This is a genomic window from Streptomyces sp. NPDC090083, assembly GCF_044747445.1.
Lineage (GTDB): Bacteria > Actinomycetota > Actinomycetes > Streptomycetales > Streptomycetaceae > Streptomyces.
Genome location: NZ_JBIVED010000010.1, coordinates 1 through 18,520 on the forward strand (window position 1 = coordinate 1; position 18,520 = coordinate 18,520).

At 71.6% G+C, this 18,520-nt stretch carries 11 protein-coding genes; 1 reads left to right on the forward strand and 10 read right to left on the reverse strand.

What is annotated here, in order from left to right; genetic code table 11:
* Together ACIPTO_RS30420 and ACIPTO_RS30425 are read right to left on the reverse strand one after the other, a co-directional pair.
* On the reverse strand, positions 1 to 1,025 hold a 1,025-nt coding region (locus ACIPTO_RS30420; RefSeq protein WP_401197452.1), incomplete at its 3' end, for a maltotransferase domain-containing protein.
* 219 nt (positions 1,026 to 1,244) lie between these two features.
* Positions 1,245 to 2,468 carry a S8 family peptidase gene (locus tag ACIPTO_RS30425; RefSeq protein ID WP_401197454.1) on the reverse strand — a complete coding sequence of 408 codons (1,224 nt, stop codon included), beginning with the start codon at positions 2,466 to 2,468 and terminating at the stop codon, positions 1,245 to 1,247.
* A 253-nt stretch (positions 2,469 to 2,721) separates the two neighbouring features.
* Here ACIPTO_RS30425 and ACIPTO_RS30430 point away from each other — a divergent pair, with 253 nt between their 5' ends.
* Complete coding sequence (locus ACIPTO_RS30430) at positions 2,722 to 5,346, forward strand: glycosyltransferase family 1 protein (protein ID WP_401197456.1); 2,625 nt, start codon at positions 2,722 to 2,724, stop codon at positions 5,344 to 5,346.
* 74 nt (positions 5,347 to 5,420) lie between these two features.
* Here ACIPTO_RS30430 and ACIPTO_RS30435 read toward each other — a convergent pair whose 3' ends face one another.
* The 8 genes from ACIPTO_RS30435 to ACIPTO_RS30470 all read right to left on the reverse strand — a co-directional run bounded on the left by ACIPTO_RS30435 (position 5,421) and on the right by ACIPTO_RS30470 (position 18,501).
* Positions 5,421 to 5,930, reverse strand: a complete 510-nt coding sequence (locus ACIPTO_RS30435; RefSeq protein ID WP_366326284.1) for a DUF1990 domain-containing protein — start codon at positions 5,928 to 5,930, stop codon at positions 5,421 to 5,423.
* Between the two features lie 82 nt (positions 5,931 to 6,012).
* Entirely contained in the window at positions 6,013 to 7,668 is a 1,656-nt protein-coding gene (locus ACIPTO_RS30440; protein WP_366326282.1) for a M4 family metallopeptidase, read from the reverse strand.
* 256 nt (positions 7,669 to 7,924) lie between these two features.
* Positions 7,925 to 9,952 (reverse strand): M4 family metallopeptidase, encoded by a 2,028-nt coding sequence (locus ACIPTO_RS30445; protein WP_401197458.1) that lies wholly within the window; start codon positions 9,950 to 9,952, stop codon positions 7,925 to 7,927.
* Positions 9,953 to 10,162: 210 nt separating this feature from the next.
* Complete coding sequence (locus ACIPTO_RS30450) at positions 10,163 to 11,929, reverse strand: ABC transporter ATP-binding protein (RefSeq protein WP_366326278.1); 1,767 nt, start codon at positions 11,927 to 11,929, stop codon at positions 10,163 to 10,165.
* Complete coding sequence (locus tag ACIPTO_RS30455; RefSeq protein ID WP_401197460.1) at positions 11,926 to 13,638, reverse strand: ABC transporter ATP-binding protein; 1,713 nt, start codon at positions 13,636 to 13,638, stop codon at positions 11,926 to 11,928. Before ACIPTO_RS30455 ends, ACIPTO_RS30450 begins: the two co-directional genes overlap by 4 nt.
* A gap of 130 nt (positions 13,639 to 13,768) precedes the next feature.
* Positions 13,769 to 14,695: an alpha/beta hydrolase family protein gene (locus ACIPTO_RS30460; RefSeq protein WP_401197462.1), complete on the reverse strand. Its 927-nt coding sequence runs from the start codon at positions 14,693 to 14,695 to the stop codon at positions 13,769 to 13,771.
* Between the two features lie 96 nt (positions 14,696 to 14,791).
* The gene (locus ACIPTO_RS30465) at positions 14,792 to 16,660 is read right to left on the reverse strand and encodes an ABC transporter ATP-binding protein (protein WP_401197465.1); all 1,869 of its coding nucleotides are present in this window, start codon (positions 16,658 to 16,660) and stop codon (positions 14,792 to 14,794) included.
* Entirely contained in the window at positions 16,657 to 18,501 is a 1,845-nt protein-coding gene (locus tag ACIPTO_RS30470) for an ABC transporter ATP-binding protein (RefSeq protein ID WP_401197467.1), read from the reverse strand. The genes ACIPTO_RS30465 and ACIPTO_RS30470 overlap by 4 nt, the downstream gene beginning before the upstream one ends.
* Between the last annotated feature and the right edge of the window lie 19 nt (positions 18,502 to 18,520).

An 18,520-nucleotide genomic window follows, 5' to 3' on the forward strand; every position in this document is an offset into this window, starting at 1 on the left:
ATCTCCATGCCCAGTTCGGCGGCCCGGGTGACGAACGCGTCGAAGTCCTCCAGGGTGCCGAGCTGGGGGTGGATGGCGTCGTGGCCGCCTTCGGGTGAGCCGATGGCCCAGGGGACGCCGACGTCCTCGCGTCCGGCGGAGAGGGTGTTGTTGGGGCCTTTGCGGAAGGTGGTGCCGATGGGGTGGATCGGTGGCAGGTAGACGACGTCGAAGCCCATGGCGGCGATCTTGTCGAGTCGTTTCGCGGCGGTGCGGAAGGTGCCGTGGGGCTGGGCCGGGGTGCCCTCGGAGCGCGGGAAGAACTCGTACCAGGCGCCGTAGAGGGCGCGTTCCCGCTCGACCAGGAGAGGGCGCGGCTCGGAGACCGTCACCAGGTCCCGCAGCGGATGGCGGGCGAGGACCTTGTCCACCTCCGGTGTCAGCGCGGCGGCGAGCCGGGACATGGGCGGACGGGTCTCGTCGCGGAGGGCGGTGACGGCGGTGCGCAGGACGGGCCGGAGGCCCTTGCCCTTGGGAACGCCGGCGATGGCGCGCTCGTACAGGCGCGCGCCCTCCTCCAGGACCAGGTCCGTGTCCATGCCGGCCGGGATCTTGATCCGGGCGTGGTGGCGCCAGGTGGTGACCGGGTCGCTCCAGGCCTCCACGGTGTAGGACCAGCGGCCCGGCGCGTCCGGGGTGACCTCGGCGCCCCAGCGGTCGGTGCCGGGGGCGAGTTCCCGCATCGGGGTCCACGGACCCGGACGGCCCTCCGGGTCGTACAGGACCGCGTTCGCGGCGACCGCGTCGTGGCCCTCACGGAAGACGAGGGCCGAGACCTCGAACGACTCACCGGTCACCGCCTTGGCGGACCGGTGGCCGTGCTGGACGACCGGCCGGACATCGAGGACGGGGATGCGTCCGATGCCGGGCGATGTGCCGTCCGCGGAGGGTGGCTCCGGGACGGGTGGTGCCGTGCCGGCGGGGCGCCCGGGGGGCGTGGCCGCGCCGGGTGTCGGGGGTGCTGACGAGTGGTGCGTGGCGGGCATGACCGCTCCTGTCCGCGTCAACGTAGGTGTGGGCGGATGGCTGTGGGGAGGTGGGTCCTGCGAAGAAGATCCCGTGGTGCGTCTGGGGGCGTACCGGTGGAGCCTTCCCACCCTATTCGTGTTAGCAATCCGGCAGGTTGCTAACTACTTACGCGCAGATCTCCACAGAAAGATCCGGCCCCGTCCAGGGCGAACGGGGCCGGAGCCGTCACTCCCGCACTACGACCGCGGTACTTGCAGAAGTTTGTCCGGCGAACCGGGCCCCGCGCCGGACACCTTGCCGGAAACCGCCTCCGCGACGAGCGCGGCGGAGACCTGGGCGGGGGTGGCGTGCGGGTGAACGCCGAGCTGGACGGCCGCGGCTCCGGCCGCATGGGGTGATGCCATCGACGTACCCGAGTAGGTCGCCTTCGCCGTGTCACTGGCATAGGACGCGGAGGTGATCGAGACGCCCGGGGCGAACAGGTCGACGGACGGACCGAAGTTCGAGAAGGCGGCCCGTGCGTCGTTCCTGCCGACGGCGCCGACCGTGATGGCCTCCTTCACGTCCGCGGGGGAGTACAGGCCGGCCGGCTGCCCGTCGTTGCCCGCCGCGACCGTGTAGGTGACTCCGGAGGCGATCGAGTTGCGTACGGCCGCGTCCAGCTGGGCGTTGTGGTGGCCGCCCAGGCTGAGGTTGGCGACCGCGGGTTTGCGCGCGTGCCGGGTGACCCAGTCGATGCCCGCGATGACCTGCGAGGTCGTACCGGCCCCGGCGTTGTCCAGGACGCGTACGGCGACGACCCTGGCCTTCTTGGCGACGCCGTACGTGGTGCCGGCGATCGTGCCGGCGACATGGGTGCCGTGACCGTTGCCGTCCTGGGCGGTGGCGTCGTCGTCGACGAAGTCCCAGCCGTAGGAGGCCCGGCCGCCGAAGTCCCTGTGGGTGATGCGGATGCCGGTGTCGATCACGTACACCGTCACGCCGCTGCCCCCGGAGGCCGGCGAGGTGTAGCTCCTGTCCAGCGGCAGACCCGGCTGGTCGAGCCGGTCGAGACCCCAGGACGGCGGATCGTGCTGGACACGGCCGGTGCCGCGGCTGCCGCTGTCCAGGGTGACGCGGGTGTCCTGGGAGACCGAGGCGACCTCGGGGTCCGCGGCGAGGAGCCGTGCCTGTCTCTCGTTCGCCTCGACGGCGTAGCCGTTCAGGGCCGTGCCGTAGGTGTGGCGTATTTTCGCCCCGTATTTCTCCGCGAGGCCCTTTCCGGCGGCCGACGGAGCCTTCGTTGCCCCCTTCAGCGTCACCAGATAGCTGCCGCTGACGGAACCGGGTGCACCGGCGCCGAGTACGGTCCCCTCCGGTGCGGCGTGCGCGGGCAGGGTGACGGCCGACAGCACCACGACTGTGGTGACCGCGGTCAGGCCCCCCGCCCGGCGCAGACGCCGCGTACGCGTCCGTGCCATGTCGAGTTCCCCTCCTTCAACTCTCCACGGGGCAGCCTCTCGTGAGGCGCGAAGCACCACAAGGGCGCATGAGGGGTCCCAATGGGTTCAGGATGGTGGTAATCGGCCCGTCCGGCGGGGAGGGCGGCGTGCTTCGGACCGATGGAGATCCGCGGCGAAGCTCCCAGCGGGGGCACCACCATCGCCGGTACCGTCATCACACACGACGACACACATTGCCGTGTGTCATCCTGCGAAGCGCCGAGGTGGAGCTGTGAAGGCGATCCGTCGATTCACCGTCCGTCCCGTTCTCCCCGAACCCCTCCGACCTCTCAGCGACCTGGCGCGCAATCTGCGCTGGTCCTGGCACGCCGACACCCGCGATCTCTTCCAGTCCGTGGACCCCGAACGCTGGGCCGCCGCGGAACACGATCCCGTACGACTCCTCGGCAGCGTCTCCGCCGAGCGCCTCACGGAGCTGGCCGAGGACAGCCGATTCCTGCGCCGGCTCACCGAGGTCGCCGGAGACCTCGCCGACTACGTGGGCGGTGACCGCTGGTATCAGACCCAGGCCGCCGACCGTGAACTCCCCGCCGCCGTCGCCTACTTCTCGCCCGAGTTCGGCGTCACGGCCGCCCTGCCCCAGTACTCCGGCGGTCTCGGCATCCTCGCCGGCGACCATCTCAAATCGGCCAGCGACCTCGGCGTACCGCTGATCGGTGTCGGACTCCTGTACCGGCACGGCTACTTCCGCCAGTCGCTGTCCCGGGACGGCTGGCAGCAGGAGCACTATCCCGTCCTCGACCCGAACGAACTCCCGGTGGCGCTGCTGCGGGAGGAGGACGGCTCCCCGGCCAAGGTCTCCCTCGCACTGCCCGGCGGGCGCTCGCTGCACGCCCGGATCTGGCTCGCGCAGGTCGGCCGGGTCCCGCTGCTGATGCTCGACTCGGACGTCGAGGACAACGACCCGGGCGAGCGCGGTGTGACCGACGTCCTCTACGGCGGCGGCAGTGAACACCGGCTGCTGCAGGAGATGCTGCTCGGCATAGGGGGTGTGCGGGCGGTCCGGACGTACTGCCGGCTGACCGGTCACCCCGAGCCCGAGGTGTTCCACACGAACGAGGGACACGCGGGCTTCCTCGGCCTGGAGCGGATCGCCGAACTCTGCGACGCGGGGCTGGACTTCGAGGCCGGCCTGGAGGCGGTGCGGGCCGGCACGGTCTTCACCACGCACACGCCCGTACCGGCCGGAATCGACCGTTTCGACCGGGAGCTGGTGGCCAGGCACTTCGGTCCCGGGGCCGAACTCCCTCGCATGGACGTCCAGCACATCCTGAGCCTCGGCATGGAGACCTACCCGGGCGGCGAGCCCAACCTGTTCAACATGGCCGTGATGGGCCTGCGGCTGGGGCAACGGGCCAACGGCGTCTCCCTGTTGCACGGTCAGGTCAGCCGCGAGATGTTCTCCGGGCTCTGGCCGGGCTTCGACGCCGAGGAGGTGCCGATCACCTCCGTGACCAACGGGGTGCACGCGCCGACCTGGGTCGCCCCCGAGGTGCTACGGCTCGGCTCCCGGCAGATCGGCGCGAACCGCACCGAGGACGCGCTGACGGTGGGCGGTTCGGACCGCTGGGACGCGGTCGCGGAGATCCCGGACCAGGACATCTGGGAGCTCCGCCGCGAGCTGCGCGAACAGCTGGTCGTGGAGGTACGGGAGCGGCTGCGCGCGTCCTGGCGTCAACGCGGCGCCGGATCGGCCGAGTTGGGCTGGATCGACGGCGTCCTCGACCCGGACGTCCTGACGATCGGCTTCGCGCGCCGCGTCCCGTCGTACAAGCGGCTGACGCTGATGCTGCGTGACCGGGACCGGCTGATGGACCTCCTCCTGCACCCGGACCACCCGATCCAGATCGTGGTGGCGGGCAAGGCGCACCCGGCGGACGACGGGGGCAAGCGGCTGGTGCAGGAGCTGGTGAGGTTCGCGGACGACCCGCGCGTCCGGCACCGCATCGTCTTCCTGCCCGACTACGGCATGGCGATGGCGCAGAAGCTCTACCCCGGCTGCGACATCTGGCTCAACAACCCGCTCCGCCCGCTGGAGGCCTGCGGCACCAGCGGGATGAAGGCGGCGCTGAACGGCTGCCTCAACCTCTCGGTCCTGGACGGCTGGTGGGACGAGTGGTTCCAGCCCGACTTCGGCTGGGCGATCCCCACGGCGGACGGCACGGGCACGGACCCCGACCACCGGGACGACGTGGAGGCCGCGGCGCTCTACGACCTCCTGGAGCAGCGGGTCACCCCGCGCTTCTACGAGCGCGGTCAGGACGGTCTCCCCGACCGCTGGATCGAAATGGTGCGCAGGACCCTGACGTTGCTCGGGCCGAAGGTCCTCGCCGGGCGCATGGTCCGCGAGTACGTGGAGCGGCTGTACGCCCCTGCCGCGCACGCCCATCGCGCGATGACCCCGGACGCGGCGCGGGAACTCGCCGCGTGGAAGGGCCGGGTGCGGTCCGTCTGGCACGGGGTGACCGTCGACCACGTGGAGACGTCGGCGGCCACGGCCACGGCGGAGCTGGGTACGACGCTCAACCTCCGGGTGCGGGTGGGGTTGGCGGGGCTTGCTCCGGATGATGTGGAAGTGCAGGCGGTGTCGGGGCGCGTTGACCCGGAGGACCGGATCGGGGACGCGGTGACGGTGCCCCTGAAGCCGGTGGGGGGTCCTGACGCGGAGGGGCACTGGCTGTACGAGGGGCCGCTCGAACTGGATCGCACCGGGCCCTATGGGTACACGGTGCGGATTCTGCCCGCGCACCGACTGCTGGCGTCCGGTGCGGAGTTGGGGCTGGTCGCGGTGCCCTCCGAGGACGGGGTGGAGGGTGCGGGGGTGTTGATGCGGTAGCTCTTCGTCCGCGGGTCCGCCGTGGCTGGTCGCGCAGTTCCCCGCGCCCCTGTGGGGCGCGGGTGGTCCCCTCCCTACACCTCCGAGTACGGCGCGCACATCTGGCGCAGCGTGCCGCCGAGCTTCCGGGCGTACGCGTGCTGCAGGCCCCTGGTCGCCGGGCCGCCCAGGCGGGCGTACCACTTGGCGGCCCGGCTGAAGGCGGCGACCGTGAACCAGACCGTGCCGTCACCGGTGCGGTCGACGACGAAGGACTCCTCGCCGGATTCGGGGTGGCCGGGGAGGGTGCCGTAGGCCCAGCCCGCGCGGCGGTGTTCCTCCAGGGTCCAGACGATGCGGCAGGGGGCCTTGATGAGGCCGGCGAGGGTGACCGTCACGTCCACGCCGGGGGCCGCCTTGTCCGCGGACGCCTCGATGCCGATCCCCGTCTCGCGCTGGACTTCCCAGGTCATGACCGCTTCGGCGGCCCGGCGGAAGACCTTCTCGCCCTCGCCGAGACGTGTGCGCACATACAGGGGGTGGAAACCCGGGGGGCAGAAGCCGCGTTCGCGGGTCGCGCCGACGTCGTCGTACGTGAAGGACATGGGACCCAAGAGTAGGGCGGTACCCGGAGGTGCCTTCGCTCCGGGTACCGCCCTGTGCTCTAACCTGTCAACTCCGTTGCCGTCAGCTGACGTTGACGGCCGACCAGGTGGCCGCCACCGCGTTGTACTCGGCGGAACCGGAGCCGTAGAGTGCCGCCGCCGCGCTGAGGGTGCCGGTGCGGGCCGACTTGTAGTTGGTGGTCGACGTGAAGTAGGTCGTCAGCGCCTTGTACCAGATCTGCAGCGCCTTGGCGCGGCCGATGCCGGTGAGGGTGGCGCCGTTGCTCGTCGGCGAGTTGTAGCTCACGCCGTTGATGGTCTTCGCGCCGCTGCCCTCGGACAGCAGGTAGAAGAAGTGGTTGGCGACGCCGGACGAGTAGTGGACGTCCTTGTTGCCGACCGTGGAGGACCAGTAGTCGGCGCTGCCGCCGTCCTTGCTGGGCTTGTCCATGTAGCGCAGCGGGGTGCCGTCGCCGTTGATGTTGATCTTCTCGCCGATGAGGTAGTCGCCGACGTCGCTGCTGTTGTTGGCGTAGAACTCGACGCCGGTGCCGAAGATGTCGGAGGTCGCCTCGTTCAGCCCGCCGGACTCGCCGGAGTAGTTGAGGCCCGCGGTGTTGGAGGTGACGCCGTGGCTCATCTCGTGGCCGGCCACGTCGAGCGAGGTGAGCGGGTGGGTGTTGCCCGACCCGTCGCCGTAGGTCATGCAGAAGCAGCTGTCGTCCCAGAACGCGTTCACGTACGAACTGCCGTAGTGCACGCGGGAGTAGGCGCCGACACCGTTGTTCTTGATGCCGCTGCGGCCGAACGTGTCCTTGTAGAAGTCCCACGTCTCCTGGGCGCCGTAGGCGGCGTCCGCGGCGGCGGTCACGTCCGTGGTGGAGCTGGACGCGGTGCCGGTGCCCCAGGTGTTGGTGGTCTGGGTGAAGAGGGTGCCGGTGCCGGACGTCCCGTGCTTCAGGTTGTACGTCTTGTGGTTGCCGCGCGAGGCGTCGGTCAGCGAGTACGTCGTGCCCGACAGCGTGGTGGTGAGGCTGACGGTGCCCGAGTACAGGGTCTTGCCGGTGCCGGTGGCGTTCTCGATGCCCTGGTACTCGAAGAGCTTCTTGCCGGTGGCCGCGTCGGTGATGACGTGCAGCTGGTTCGGGGTGCCGTCCTCCTGGAGGCCGCCGACGATCGTCTCGTAGGCGAGGACGGGGGTGCCGGAGCCGGCCCAGATGACCTTGCGGGCGCCGTCGGCGGCGCTGTTGTCCGAACCGGCGGCCTTGGCCGCGGTCAGCGCCTGCTTCTCGGCCTTCGCGGCGGTGATCTTCGGCGTGACCGTGGCGACCTTGATGGCCGCCGAGTGCGCCTTGGTGACACCCTCCGTCTTCCCGGACGGCGCGGTGTGGATGACCAGGTCGCCGCCGAGGACCGGGAGGCCCGCGTAGGTGCGCTCGTAGCGGGTGTGGACGGTGCCGTCGTTGTCTCTGACGACGTCCTTGACGACCAGCTTCTCCTTGGTGCCGAGGCCTATCTGCTGGGCCGTCTCGGGCGCCGCGGCCTGCTTCTCCTGGACCAGCGCCGCGCGCGCCGAGTTGGAGAGCAGCTGCGGGGCGGCGGCGAGGGGGGCCACCTTGCCCGCGGCGGGCTGGGCGGAGGCACCGGTGGACACACCGGTGGCGAGCAGGGCGCCGGCGGCGACCGCGGTGGCGATGGCCAGGGTGGTGCGCTTGTGACGCGCGTAGAGGGGGGTCACGCAAGCTCCTCTGTGGGGGAGTCCGGCAGTGTGGGGTTACTGACCGGAGCGACTGTGAAGTAGCTGTGGTGAAGCGGCGTGAGGGAAGAGTGGCACCGGGGGCGCGTACATGTCAGGACCCTGAAGTGATGTTGGCTCAAAATCGACTGTCCGGTGAACGTTGCAGCGCTGTAAACGCCCACAACAGCGCACCGCCCCGGAGTTGAAACCCCGGGGCGGCGACTGGTTCCTGCGGCCTGAACTGGACGGCTGGATTTTACGGGAACGTAAGCTTCCAGCTGTTGATGTAGCCGGTGTCCTGTGATGCCACGTCCTGGACCTTCAACTTCCAGACGCCGTTGGCGACTTCGGAGGACGCGTCGACCGTGTAGGTCGCCTGCACGTTGTCCGCGGAGTCGGACGAGCTGGAGTTCTTCAGGCGGTACGTCGACCCGTCCGGGGCGACCAGGTCGATCACCAGGTCACCACGCCAGGTGTGCACGATGTCGACCGTGACGGCCAGGTTCGACGGGGCGTTGCCCGTCCGTCCGGACACGGTGACCGACGAGGTGACGGCTGCCCCGTGGTCCGGGATCGACACGTCGGTCGTGTTCTCGAACGACGTGCCGCCGCCCCCGCCGCCACCGGAGCGCGCGCCGACCGCGACGGCCGCCCACGCGTCCTGCACCGCCTTGTACTCGGCGCCCGTCGTCCCGTACAGCTCACCGGCCGCCGCCAGCGTCCCGGTGCGGGCCGCCGCGTAGTTGGTGGTGGACGTGAACTTGGTGGTGAGCGCGCGGTACCAGATCTGCAGCGCCTTGTCCCGGCCGATGCCGGTGACCGGGAGCCCGTCCGAGGTGGGCGAGTTGTAGCTGACGCCGTTGATGACCTTGGCGCCGCTGCCCTCGCTCAGCAGGTAGAAGAAGTGGTTGGCGATGCCCGACGAGTAGTGCACGTCGAGGTTGCCGACACCCGAGTACCAGGAGTCCTTGGAGCCGCCGTCCTTGCTGGGCTTGTCCATGTAGCGCAGCGGCGTGCCGTTGCCGTTGATGTCGATCTTCTCGCCGATGAGGTAGTCGCCGACGTCGGACGAGTTGTTGGCGTAGAACTCGACGCCGGTGCCGAAGATGTCGGAGGTCGCCTCGTTCAGCCCGCCGGACTCGCCGGAGTAGTTGAGGCCCGCGGTGTTGGAGGTGACGCCGTGGCTCATCTCGTGGCCGGCCACGTCGAGGGCCGTCAGCGGGTCCGCGTTGCCGGAGCCGTCGCCGTAGGTCATGCAGAAGCAGCTGTCGTCCCAGAACGCGTTGACGTACGAATTCCCGTAGTGGACGCGGGAGTAGGCGCCGACGCCGTTGTTCTTGATGCCGGTGCGGCCGAACGTGTTCTTGTAGAAGTCCCACGTCTCGGCGGCGCCGTAGTGCGCGTCGGCGCCGGCCGTCGCCGCGTTCGACGTGGTGCCGTTGCCCCAGGTGTTGCTGGTCTGCGAGAACAGCGTGCCGGTGCCGGACGTCCCGTGGTTCAGGTTGTACGTCTTGTGGCCGCCGCGGTCGCCGTCGGTCAGGGTGTAGTTCGAGCCCGACTGCGTGGTGGTCAGCGGGACCGAGCCGCTGTACTGGGTGTTGCCGGTGCCGGTGGCGTTCTCGATGCCCTGGTACTCGTAGAGCTTCTTGCCGGTGGCCGCGTCGGTGATGACGTGCAGCTCGTTCGGGGTGCCGTCGTCCTGGAGGCCGCCCACGACGGTCTCGTAGGCGAGGACGGGCTTGCCGCTCGCCGCCCAGATCACCTTGCGGGCCGAGTCCGCGGCCGACTTGGTGGAGCCGAGGGCCTTGGCGCGGGAGACGGCCTGCTTCTCGGCGGCGCCGGTCGTGACGCTCGGGGTGAGGTCGGCGACCGCGATGGTGGCGTTCGTCGCCTTGATGACGCGCTCGGTGGCACCTGACTTGGCGGTGTCGACGACCAGGTCGCCGCCGAGGACCGGGAGTCCGCCGTAGGTGCGCTCGTAGCGGGTGTGGACGGTGCCGTCGGCGTCCTTGATGACGTCACGGGCGACGAGCGTCTCCTTGGCGCCGAGGCCGATGTCCCTGGCGGTCGCGGCCCGCGCCGTGTCGGCGTCGCGGATCAGCTCGGCGCGCTGGGAGGGCGAGAGCGCGAGCGCCATGTGCGCCGGATTCCCCTTGGCGGCCAGGGGTTTGGCCGGGGCGGCGGTGGAGGTGGCCCCGGCCTGGACGGCCACGGCGAGCAGTGCGGTGACGCCGGCTGCGGCGACTATGTGGGAGGTGCGTCTGCGCGAGGAATTGCTTCTCAACACTGACTCCTTCGAGACGGTCGCGGATCGCGCGACCTGGGGAGATCACAGAGAGCACAGTGATCACTGGGGTGAAACTGTGGGGTTGCTGTGAAGCGCCAGTGGGAAGAGTGGCAGCAGCCCGCGCTTTCTGTCAGGGGCGCGTCAGGAACTTGGCCGGAATTCGTTCGTTGTCCGGATGTTCGTGTTCGATATCCGAACCGTGGATGGCTAAGGGCGGTCCGACGGGTCCCCGTGCCACGAGTTCCACAGCGCCGCGTACGCCCCCTGGGCCGTCACCAGCTCCTCGTGCGGGCCGAGTTCGGTCAGCAGGCCGTTCTCCATGACCGCCACCCGGTCCGCGTCGTGGGCGGTGTGCAGCCGGTGCGCGATGGCGATGACCGTACGGCCCTCCAGCACGGCGGCCAGGGCGCGCTCGGTGTGCCGGGCGGTGGCCGGATCCAGCAGGGCCGTCGCCTCGTCCAGGATCAGCGTGTGCGGGTCGGCCAGCACCACGCGGGCGAGGGCGAGTTGCTGGGCCTGCGAGCCGTCCGTGCGCCGGCCGTCCGCACCCAGCCGGGTGGACAGGCCGTCCGGCAGCTCCCGCACCCACTCCTCGGCACCGACCGCCGCCAGAGCGGCCCACAACTCCTCGTCCGTGGCGGCCGGTTCGGCGATCAGGAGGTTGTCACGGACCGAGCCCAGGAACACATGGTGCTCCTGGGTGACCAGCACCACCTGACGGCGCAGCGTCTCCGGCGCGAGAGCCGAGACCGGCACCCCGCCCACGGTCACCGTGCCCTCGGTCGGCGCGTCCACCCCCGCCAGCAGGCGGCTCAGCGTGGTCTTCCCGGCGCCGGACGGACCGACCACCGCGAGCCGCTCACCCGGCCGCACGGTCAGGTCCACGCCGTGCAGCACCTCACCGCCGCGTTCGTACGCGTACCGCACACCGGTCACGTCGATCCGGTCGTCCGCCGGAGCCGGGGCGTCGCCGTCGCCCTCCGCGCGGGGCGCCGCGGCCAGCCCCTCCACCCGCGCGAACGAGGCCCCGCTGCTCTGGAGTTGCTCGACCCGCATCAGGATCTGGTCCAGCGGCTCCGTGAACTGCCGCAGATACAGCGCCGCCGCGACCACCGCGCCCACACCCACCGCCCCGCGCCCGTGCAGCCAGCCCCCGACGAGCAGCACGCCCGCCACCGGGATCGTGTACGACACCTCGACCGCCGGGAAGAACACCGTCCGCAGGAACAGCGTGTACAGGCGGCTCCGCAACGCCGTTCCCAGCGTGTCCCGGCTCGCGGTCACCCGCCGCTCCTGGAGCCGGAACGCCTCCACCGTACGAGCCCCCGCCACGGTCGCCGTCAGGATCTCGGCGACCTCCGAATTGGCCGAGCCCTCCGCGAGATAGCCGTCCCTGGCCCGGCGCAGATACCAGCGCAGCGCGAACCACACCGGCGTCAGCCCCAGCACCCCGAACAGTCCGAGCAGCGGGTCGAGCGCGAACACCGCGCCCATCACGAACAGCGCCTGCACCGAGCTGACCAGCAGCTCAGGACCCACATCGCGCAGGGTCGTCCCGACGATCGCCACGTCCGCCGTGCCGCGCGCGGTCAGGTCGCCCGTCCCGGCCCGCTCCACCACCGAGGCGGGCAGCGCCAGCGCCCGGTCCACGAAGTCCTCCCGGACCCGCGCGAGCGTCCGCTCCCCGAACCGGTGCCCCACGTACCGCGCCCACCGCGCCAGCAGCAACTGGGCCAGCGCGCACACCACGATGACCAGCGCCAGCCGGTCCACGGCGCTCACCCCGGCCCCGGCCCGCACCTCGTCCACGATCCGCCCGAGCAGCCATGGCCCGGCCAGCCCGGCCCCGGCCGCCAGCGCGTTCACCACCAGCACGACCGCGAACGCCCGCCGGTCCGCCCGCACCAGCCGCAGCGCGGCCCGCCGTACGTCCGCCCGGTCCGCGACCGGCAGTTGACCCTTGTCCGCCGTCACCGTACGACCTCCTCCGCGTCCGTGTCCCGGGCCACCAGCGCGCGGTAGCCGGGTTCCGCCGCCAGCAGCCGGCGATGGCCGCCGCTGGCCGCGACCTTGCCGTCGACCAGGTAGTGCACGGTGTCCGCGTGGTCGAGGACCAGCGGGGACGTCGTCGTCACCACCGTCGTACGGCCCGACCGCTCCGCGTGCAGCCGCCGCGCGACCGCCGCCTCCGTGTGCGCGTCGAGCGCCGACGTCGGCTCCACCGCGAGCAGCACCTCCGGCTCGGCGAGCAACGCCCGTGCCAGCCGCACCCGTTGACGCTGGCCGCCGGACAGGCTCCGCCCCTGCGCGGCCACCGCCGAGTCGAGACCCGCCGGCAGCCCCTGCACGATGTCGTCGGCCGCCGACGCGTGCACGGCCCGCGCCACCGCCTCCGCCGACCGCTCCCGCCGCCCCGACACCACCTCCGTCAGCGGCCCGGCGAACAGGTCCGCCTCGTTGTCGGCGACCAGGATCCGCGCCCGCACCTGGTCCAGCGGAATCGCGTCGAGCCGCACCTCGCCCCAGGTCACCGACGACGGCGCGTACCGTCCGAGCCGGTCCACCACGGCCAGCGCGTCCCCCGGCCGGGCCGCCACCAGCGCCGTCAGCCGCCCCGGCACCACCCGCACCCCCGAGTCCGGATCGTGCAGCACGGCCGGTTCGCCGGGGGCGTCCGACTCGCCGCCGCCCGGCACGGGTTCGAGCCGGAGCAGCGCCACGACCCGGCGCGCGGCCACCACGCCCCGGCTCAACTCGTAGACCATCTGGATGAAGAAGGCCACCGGGCCGATCAGCACCGCGACATAGCCGTACACGGCGACCAACTCGCCGATGCTCAGCTGCCCCTGGGCCGCGAGGCGGGCCGCGAGCCAGGTCACCACGGCGAGGAACAGCGTCGGCAGCCCGACCCCGATCGCCTGCACCCAGCTCGCCACCGCGCCCACCCGGTACCCCTGCGCCCGCAGCCGCTGCGAGTCACCGCGGAACGCGTCCGCGAACAGCCCCTTGCCGCCCAGGCCGTTGAGGACCCGCAGGCCGCCCGCGAGATCGCCGATACGCGCCGTCAGCACGCTCTGCCGCTCCCGGTACTCCGTCTCCACGCTCTGCAACCGCAGCGTCAACGGCCCCGCGAGCAGCGCGATCACCGGCACGCCCAGCAGCACCACGGCGGCCAGCGGACCCGAGATCGACAGCAGCACGCCCGCGACCACGCCGTAGACGACGAGGGCGCCGAAGCCGGGGCCGACGACGGTCAGGGACTGGGCGATCGTCCACACGTCGCCGACGCCTGTGGTGATCACCTCGCCGGCCCGCGCCCGGCGCGGCAGCACCGCGCCCAGCCGGACCGCCTGGCCCACGATCAGCTTGACCGTACGGAAGTTGGCGTCGATCCGGACCCGGGTCATCGTGCGGTGGCGCATGATGCTCAGCCACGAGTTGACCGCGCCGACCACGAACAGCGCCCCGGTCCACCAGGCCAGCGGACCCATCCGCCCCGGCACCAGCCCGTCGTCCACCGCGCGGGACATCAGATACGGCGCCGCCGCCATCAGCACCATCCACACGCTCGACAGCAGCGCCCCGGACACCGCCCGCCCCGACTGCCGCCGCACCAGCCACCACAGAAAACGCCATCCGCCCCGGCAGTCGGGCGTCCCGGGCTCCTCGTACGCGTCGATCATGTGCCTCCTGCCCGGGCTGCCGGGCGAGCGCGGGCAGCCGTAAGCGGTCCGGGGGTGGTTGGAGGCAACGAAGATTACCGAGCGTGAGCGCGGTTGCCCATCGAATATCGGGCGCCCGCCCGCCGGGCGGCTACTTGCTCGTCACCGCGCCCAGCGGGCCGGGGTCCTGGTCCAGGGCGGCGACCGCCGTCTTCCAGCCGGTGTCCTCGGGGTGCAGGGCGCTGCGCAGATAGGCCGTGGTGAGCTGCTGGAGCAGGGCCACGCGGGCGGGGTTCTCGTCGGTCGTCTCGGCCATCTCGTGGCCGGCGACGCCGCCCAGCGAGTGTTCCGCGCCGAAGAGGGTGAGCAGGGTCTTGTCGCCCGGGCTGTAGGTGTACGGGTCGGTGAACCAGTCGGGTCCGCGGGTGGAGAGCGGGGAGTCGTCGTGGTCGCCGGCGACGATGAGCGCCGGGGCGGTCATCGTGGTGAACGACGGCCGCATGAAGGGGAAGTGCTCGGCGGCGAACGGGCTCAGGGTGTCGCCGAGGCCGGTCAGGGCGAGCAGGACGCCCGCCGTGGCGCGGGGGTCGGACAGGTCCTCGCCGGGGACGCCGTCGGGGTCCAGGACGCGGGCGCCCAGGAGCGTGCTGGCCGTCTGGGCTCCCCAGGAGTGGCCGGCCACGGCGACGCGGTCGTGGTCGACGCGTCCGGCGAGGCCGGGTACGGAGGCCTCCAGGACGTCGAGTTCGTCGAGCACGCGCGTGAGGTCCTCCACGCGGAAGCGCCAGATCCGGGGGAAACGGGGGTCCTCCTGGGGAAGGGCGAGCGTCCTCGAGTCGAGGTGCGTGGGCTGGACGACCACGAAGCCCTGTGCGGCCCAGTGGTCCGCCAGTGGGGCGTAGCCGTCCATCGACTGGCCGTAGCCGTGCGAGAAGACGACGACGGGCAGGCCGTCACCGGTGACGGGGGCGGAGACGCGGACCTGGAGGTCCTCGCCCCGGCCGGGGGCCGGGAGGGTCACCGGCTTCACGGAGACGATCGCGGGGGGTGAGTCGGGCAGGGGTGTGGTGGGGCGCATGACGGTGTCCTCCGGGCACGGCTAAGCGGAACCTTGTTCCGGAAACAATACGGAACCGTGTTCCGGTTAGCAAGGCCGGCAGGTCGTGCCCGAAGGTCACGCCAGGCTGTCGCGCCAGGCCCGGTGCAGATCCGCGAACCGTCCGGTCCCGGCGATCAGCTCGGCCGGTGCGCCGTCCTCGACCACCCGCCCGTGCTCCATGACCAGCACCCGGTCCGCGATCTCGACCGTCGAGAGCCGGTGGGCGATCACCACCGCCGTACGGCCGCGCAGGACCGTCGACATGGCGCGCTGCACCGCCCGTTCGCCGGGCACGTCCAGCGAACTCGTCGCCTCGTCCAGGATCAGCACCGCCGGGTCGGCCAGCAACGCCCGCGCGAACGCGACGAGTTGACGCTGCCCCGCCGAGATACGGCCACCCCGCTTGCGCACGTCCGTGTCGTAGCCGTCGGGCAGCGCGCTGATGAAGTCGTGCGCGCCGATCGCCTTCGCGGCCCGCTCGATCTCCTCCCGGGGCGCGTCCGGACGGCCGATCGCGATGTTCTCGGCGACCGTGCCGGAGAACAGGAACGCCTCCTGCGTCACCATCACCACCCCGCGCCGCAGTTCGGGCCCGGACAGCTCGCGCAGATCGACCCCGTCGAGCAGCACCCGCCCCTCCGAGGGGTCGTAGAAGCGGGCCAGCAGCTTGGCCAGGGTCGACTTGCCCGCACCGGTCGAGCCGACCACGGCGACCGTCTGGCCGGCCGGGAGGGTCAGGTCGAAGACGGGCAGGACCTCGCCGCCGGTGCGGTAGGCGAAGCGGACACCGTCGAAGACGACCTCGCGACCGGGCTGGTCCGACGCGAGTTCCGGCAGCCGGACGGCCGTCGACGGCTCCGGGACCGACGGGGTCTGGGCCAGCAGACCCGCGATCTTCTCCAGGGAGGCCGCGGCCGACTGGTACGAGTTGAGGAACATGCCGAGCCGGTCGATCGGGTCGTAGAGCCGCCGCAGGTAGAGGACCGCGGCGGCCAGTACGCCCAGCTCCAGCGAACCGTCCGAGACCCGGAAGGAACCCCACAGGACGATCGCCGCGACGGCCGTGTTGGCGACCAGGCGGGAGCCGGTCACATAGCGGGCCATCTCCAGCAGGGCATCGCCGTTGGAGCGTTCGTGCCGCTGGTTGAGGACCTGGAAGTCGGCGTCGTTGACGGCCTCGCGGCGGAACGCGCGGACCGGGCGGATGCCGTTCATCGTCTCGACGAACTTCACGATCACGCGCGCGATGGCCGTGGACCGCACCGCGTACACCTGTACCGCGCGCCGCTGGTAGACCCGCACCAGCAGGTACAGCGGCACGAAGGACGCCACCGCGACCGCGCCGAGGCCGAGGTCCAGCCAGAGCAGCATCGCCGAGATGTACACGAACGACAGGATGACCGTGATCAGCTCCTGGAGCCCCTCGCTGAGGAGTTCGCGCAGCGCCTCGATGTCCGTGGTGGAACGGGAGATGAGCCGCCCGGACGTGTACCGCTCGTGGAAGTCGATGCTGAGCGCCTGCGCGTGCCGGAAGATCCGCCCGCGCAGATCGAGCAGCACGTCCTGGTTGACGCGGGCGGAGGCGCCGATGAACGCGTACTGGAGCCCGCCGGAGAGCAGCGCGCAGAGCAGATAGCCCACTCCTACGGCGATCAGCGGTCCGTGGTCGTGGTCCCGGAACGCCGGGACCGCGCGGTCGATGGCGTACGCCACGAGGAGGGGGCCGACCTGCACCGCCGCCTGCTGGAGCAGCAGGAGCAGGGAGGTGACGGCGACCCGCGCCCTCATCGGCGCGAGCAGGGAGCGCAGCAGGGCGCCGGTCGCGCCCGGGGGAGTGGGCAGGACGTCGTGGTCGAAGGGGTCGTCCGCGGCGGCGCGCGGACGCGGCGGTCCCGGGTGGTCGTCGCCGCCGGTGGCGGGGGCGGAGGTGGTGGCCGAGGTCATCGTTCGTCCCCCTGGTGGTCGGCGCCCGACATGAGGTGTGCGTACTCCGCGTTCGTCCGCAGGAGTTCCTGATGGGTGCCGACCGCCGTGATCCGGCCGTCCGACAGGAGGGCCACGCGGTCGGCGAGCAGGACCGTGGACGGACGGTGGGCCACGATCAACGCCGTGGTGTCGGCGAGGACGTGGCGCAGCGCGGCCTCGACCGCCGCCTCGGTGTGCACGTCCAGCGCGGAGAGCGGGTCGTCCAGGACCAGGAAGCGGGGTCTGCCCACCACCGCCCGTGCCAGGGCGAGGCGTTGGCGCTGGCCGCCGGAGAGGCTGAGGCCCTGCTCGCCCACCTGGGTGTCCGTGCCCTGCGGGAGGGCGTGCGCGAAGTCGGCCTGCGCGACCGCCAGCGCCCGCTCCAACTCCGCTTCCCCCGCGGCCTCTTCGGTTCCCATGAGGACGTTCTCCCCGACGGTGGCCGAGAACAGCGTGGGTTCCTCGAAGGCCACGGCGACGAGGGCGCGCAGCGATTCCCTGGGCATGGCGGTGATGTCCTCGCCGTCCAGCGTGATCCGTCCCGAGGTGACCTCGTGGAGGCGGGGGACGAGGGCGGTGAGGGTGGTCTTGCCGGTGCCGGTGGCTCCCACCAGGGCCATGGATTCGCCGGGTCTGATGTGGAGGGTGATGTTGTCGAGGGTGGGTGGGGAATCCGGTGGGGCGTCCGGGTAGCGGAAGGTGACTTCGGTGAAGCGGATGCCGTCGTCGGGTGCGGGTGCGGGTGCGGGTGCGGGTTCGGGTGCGCGGGGGCCGGGTGCGCGGTTTCCCGCGCCCCTTCGCGGCGCGGACCCTCGGGCGGCTTCCTGCTCGGGGGTTTCGTCCATCACCTCGAAGTAGCGCTCCGTCGCCGTCGCCGCCTCCTGGCTCATCGCGAGGAGGAAGCCGATCGACTCGACCGGCCAGCGCAGGGCCAGAGCCGTGGAGAGGAAGGCCACCAGGGTGCCTGCCGACAGGTCGCCGTCCGCGACCTGGACCGTGCCCAGGACCAGGGTCGCTCCCAGCGAGAGTTCCGGGAGGGTGACGATGACGCCCCAGATCGTGGCGAGGAGCCGGGCCTTGTGGAGTTCCGTGCCGCGCAGGGTGCGGGAGAGGTCGCGGAAGGCGCGGGCCTGGGTGCGGTGCCGGCCGAAGCCCTTGATGATGCGGATGCCGAGGACGCTCTCCTCGACGACCGTCGTGAGGTCGCCGACCTGGTCCTGCGCGAGCCGGGCCACGCGCGCGTACCGCTGCTCGAAGATCACGCAGGTGACGACCACCGGGATCGCGGGGCCCAGGATCACCATCCCCAGCGTCCAGTCCTGGAGCAGCATGATGATCACGCCCGCCAGGATGGTCACCGCGTTGACCAGAAGGAACGTCAGCGGAAAGGCGAGGAACATCCGGAGCAGCATCAGGTCCGTGGTGCCCCGGGAGAGGAGCTGGCCCGAGGGCCATCTGTCGTGGAACGAGACCGGCAGGCGCTGGAGGTGCCGGTACAGGTCCGCCCGCATCTCCGCCTCGACATGGGACAGCGGCCGGGCGACCAGCCAGCGCCGCAGCCCGAACAGGCCCGCCTCCGCGACGCCGAGCAGCAGCAGGTACAGCGCGCCGAGCCATACGCCCGCCGCGTCCCGGTCGGCCACCGGGCCGTCCACCATCCACTTCAGGACGAGGGGGAACACCAGCCCCGTGCAGGACGCGACGACGGCGACCCCGGCCGCGCCGAACAGCCGTACCCGCACCGGCCGGACGTAGGGCCAGAGCCGCGCGAGGGTGCGGAGGGCGGATCGGTTCTCGGTGGTTGCACGCGTCGTGGACATCACGGGCGAGCCTACGGAC